The sequence below is a fragment of the Rhodococcus sp. MEB032 genome (genome assembly GCF_030208925.1).
Classification (GTDB): Bacteria; Actinomycetota; Actinomycetes; order Mycobacteriales; family Mycobacteriaceae; genus Rhodococcus_F; species Rhodococcus_F qingshengii.
Genome location: NZ_JARVSY010000038.1, coordinates 1 through 3,054 on the forward strand (window position 1 = coordinate 1; position 3,054 = coordinate 3,054).

The 3,054-nt window shown below is 58.7% G+C and carries 1 protein-coding gene and 1 pseudogene; both read left to right on the top strand.

What is annotated here, in order from left to right:
* Nucleotides 1-271: 271 nt before the first annotated feature.
* The gene (locus QRN54_RS28745) at nt 272-877 is read left to right on the top strand and encodes a helix-turn-helix domain-containing protein (protein WP_181992028.1); all 606 of its coding nucleotides are present in this window, start codon (nt 272-274) and stop codon (nt 875-877) included.
* Between the two features lie 51 nt (nt 878-928).
* A pseudogene (locus QRN54_RS28750) lies at nt 929-1,412 on the top strand (aldehyde dehydrogenase family protein); the annotation flags it as partial.
* Between the last annotated feature and the right edge of the window lie 1,642 nt (nt 1,413-3,054).

Here is a 3,054-nt window from a genome sequence, read left to right on the forward strand (position 1 = left end):
CTGGTCGACCCCAAGGTATTCGACGCCATCCGCGGCAAGTAGGGCCTTCGGCCCCCGTCAACGAGAATGTCGGACCGAGTGAACGCCCACCAGAACAGGAGCCTACCGACGAGTACGAACCGAAACACCGTCAGTGTCAATACGCTGCGGGATGCCGCGTAGTTACCGGTCCACCGAAGGCAGACGATCGAGGCCGAACAACCATACGGACCCCTCACTTGGTCCATTGCATGCAAATGTCTGGGCATGCCATCAGTGCATTACCAACACCATGACAGGACAGATCCGGCAATCGCCGCGAGAATCGACCCGTCGAAATTGCAGCAGTGAAATGCAGCGCGAGAAAGCATCGCGCACGAACGAAGAAAAAGGAGATGGGTGGGTGATGGTCAGACATGTATCTGACGAAAACAAGAACACTTTCCAGGTCCGTTTGAACGAGTTGTTCGCAGCCTCGAATCCACAACCGACCAACGGCGCCGTGGCGAGAGCTTTTCTCGACCGCGGATGCCGGATCTCGGCACCGTATCTGTCGCAGTTGCGCAGTGGAGTCCGCACGAGCCCGTCCGATGATGTCGTGACTGCGCTGGCCAACTATTTCGGCGTCTCCTCCGACCACTTCTTCACCTCTTGCTGGGCCGGGGACCGTACCCTCATCGAGAAAGACGACGCCAAAATCGTAGAGCTGCTTTGCGACTCAGCGTTCAGAGAGCTACTGCGGGCCGCGAATGGGCTATCCACAACATCGCTCGAACTGCTGTTGAATATAGCAACCAAGCTCCGTGCTTCCGATCACGGCCGGAGGGTTTCCACCGATTCAACATCCAACATCCGCCCACCCACAGCACCCACGACTCGACGCACAACCTCGAGATAAATCGACTACCCACAATCTGCCGCTAGCCAGATCCAGCTCTATAGTGAGCTCCACATCGTGCTCACCGATGCGGATTTCGATTCCGCGGTGGAGGGTTCGCTCAACGCGTGGCTGTTCAACCACGGACAGTGCTGCGTTTGCGGGTACTCGTCGTGCGTCGAGGACACCATCTTCGAGAAGTTCACCGAGGCTGTCGCGCACGCTGCAAGCCAGGTCAAGATCGGGCCAGGACTCGATCCCACCACCCAACTCGGACCGATAGGCTACTTCGTCGAGCCGACCGTCTTCGTTGACGTCAAGCCCGACTTCTCCATCGTTCAGGAGGAGATCTTCGGACCGGTCGTGGCGGCGCTGCCGTTCAACGCGGACGACGGACAATCACCACCGCAAACATTTCCATCTACGTCCTCGCGGCGGGCATCTGGACTCGCGACACCTCCAAGGCTCACCACACGACAAAGCGTCTGAAGACTGGCTCGGTATCGATCAACCAGAACAGAGCCTCGACACCGAAATGCCACTATCGCCGGTGAAGACCAAGGATCGTGTACTGCTCGCCTCAGTTCGGCTCAGACGTGCATCTCGGCCTCGGGAAGGTGTGAGCTCTCGTAGATCGCCGGGCCCAGGCGGCTGCGGTGGTCTCGTTGTCCACCATCATGATCGACACTGAATCGTCACGAGTGCGGTCCTCGCTCATTGTCTCCCTGGTCTCCGGGTCGCGCGCTAGGCGTATATACGAGAGTAGGTCAGCTCCGTCTGTTCTCTAGTCGGTGCGCACCACGTGATCGGCCGCGGCTCGTAGTCGGTCCGCGGCCACGAAAGAAACGAGGATCGAGGCCGGAGGCTTTGCATAGGCGGGCGGGAGACACGGTGAGAGTGACCATTCCGTAGGTGAAGATCGGCAGCGAGCAGATGATCATCTCCTGACCACGTTCTTGGGTAGGCTACCCAAGAACGTCAACCGCACATCGGTCGTGAGCGTCGGCATGCGTGGGACGCAAGTCTTGCCGAGTTCGCAGCATCTCGATCGGGTGCGATTCATAGCGTTTTGTTGCCGCTTGCACGAAACACATTCTGATTCAGAGCTTCTCGGACATCTCCGGCGGCGAGGGAACTCCTCGAGCACGGCTTTGAGTGCCTTAGGCAGGCGGGCCTTCATTCGGTTCTTTTCCGCGATCTAAACGGCATCGGCGCCGCCCGCGGGCTCGACGCGTGATTCGGACAATCCAGTCGCTCGTTCAGGTAGCTCCACTGGGCATTGCCGTCCAGATCCGAGAAACGTCATGGAGTCCTACGGCCTTCTTGCTTCATGCCGTGTCGGCTCGAAACTTGTCGGCGCACTCTTCGACATTCAAGATGCGGGCTTCCCACAACTATTGACGGCTGCGCGCCTTAGGGAATGCGTAGACACGCGTTCCGTTATGTAACGCGACCGCCGAGGGCGAATGGGCGCGACCGGCTGAAACATGTTATAGGCGTTCGCTTTTCGGGGTGTGACGATGTCCTAGGTTTCAAAGCACACACCTCGGTCACGCCCATGTTGGCCGCCTAGCTCAATCGGCTATGACAACGTGATGCGCTCCCGCTGCTGCGATCAAAGCGGCGCGGTGACCACCGTCCACCCATGTGCCTTCACTTCCGATGTCGAGTGGCTTGGAATAGAGATCGCTCCAGACAAACAAGTCGGGCCCGAACAGTCCTCGCTCTGCGCCGCGCAACACCCAAGGTTCGAATTCCCACGCCGTTGCCTTTCTCGTGGATGACTGCGACGCTCAAGTTAGCGACGATTAGCCAATCCACTGCGGGGTAGCCCGTGTAGAGCCGCCAGTTATTCGATTCCACCACTGCCGGGGCAACCACAGGAAAGGGGGATGACCTTACGACGAAATCCAGGAAAACACTTCTCCCTGCGGCTATGTCGAAACCCAAAGCTACGTGTATGCGATTCTCTAAGACCCCCGCCACGCCTTTCATGTACGCAGCAAGGTTGTCAATCACCCAGCCCACATCGCTCAAGGAGCTTTGGAGCACTTCTGGGATCAAGAAATGTCCGTCAATCCATCTGCCGCGACAGACCTCGTGGTCGGCCGAAATGGCGCTCGCACCCGCTGCCTTGACCGCGGACGGTTGCGAGTCGTTCAACAACCGTCCGCACGGCCTGACTGTCCTCGCCTGAT

Bases quoted from the DNA above. Each gene is read 5' to 3' on its own strand.
- QRN54_RS28745 (WP_181992028.1), top strand. From the start codon at position 272: ATGACAGGACAGATCCGGCAATCGCCGCGAGAATCGACCCGTCGAAAT.